The sequence below is a fragment of the Streptomyces sp. URMC 127 genome (assembly GCF_051386535.1).
Taxonomy (GTDB): Bacteria; Actinomycetota; Actinomycetes; order Streptomycetales; family Streptomycetaceae; genus Streptomyces.
Map to the genome: position 1 here is coordinate 1 of NZ_JBPQTW010000480.1, position 711 is coordinate 711.

At 78.5% G+C, this 711-nt stretch carries 2 protein-coding genes; both read left to right on the forward strand.

Annotation, left to right across the window (positions count from 1 at the left end; all coding sequences use genetic code 11):
- The coding region (locus ACSNOH_RS35010; protein WP_436725476.1) for a hypothetical protein at positions 1 to 248 on the forward strand (248 nt) is incomplete at its 5' end.
- An 86-nt stretch (positions 249 to 334) separates the two neighbouring features.
- The coding region (locus tag ACSNOH_RS35015; RefSeq protein ID WP_436725477.1) for a hypothetical protein at positions 335 to 711 on the forward strand (377 nt) is incomplete at its 3' end.

Genomic DNA, 711 nt, shown 5'->3' on the forward strand with positions numbered 1-711 from the left:
GACAGCCTCCCACCTCCCGCCAGGAGTCGCGCATGCACCGGAACTTCGCCGTCCGTACCGCCGGCCTCGCCCTCGCCCCCCTCGCCGCGCTCGCCGCGCTCTTCGCCGCGCCCGCGCTCTCCCCGGCCGGCGGGGCCGTGCCCGCCCCCGTGACGGCCGCCGGGTCGCCGCACGCCGCACCGCAGTCCGCGCAGCCCCCGCACCATGCCGCGGCCGACGTCCGGCAGGACACCCTCGGCTGGCAGTGACGCCTGCGCGTGGGAACGCGGGGCGCACCACCGGAGAGGCCCGGTGGCCGCGCCCGGCCCGGCACGAAACACCGAAAGGCACGGCCATGTCATCCGCCCGGCTGCACCACCACGACGACCACGCCCAGGCACCCGCCGGTCACGACGGCCCGGCACGCGAGGACGGCGACGGGACGTCGCTCTTCGACCGGCCCTCCGCCCGCCTCGTCGTCGCCGAGGTGGCCGGCGACCGGTGGACGGGCAAGACCTCCCTGCTGAGCCGGCTCACCCGCACCGCCTCCGCCCGCGGCTGGGAGGTCGCCGCCGGGCACGCGACCGTCACCCTCTCCGCCGTCCCCTACGGCATCTTCGTCGACGCCCTCGACGGCCTCCTGGCCCGCACCGACCCCCTGTCCGGGCCCGCCCACCACCACATCACCCGCCTCACCGGCATCTTCCCCGCGCTCGCCCCGGCCGGCGGGGC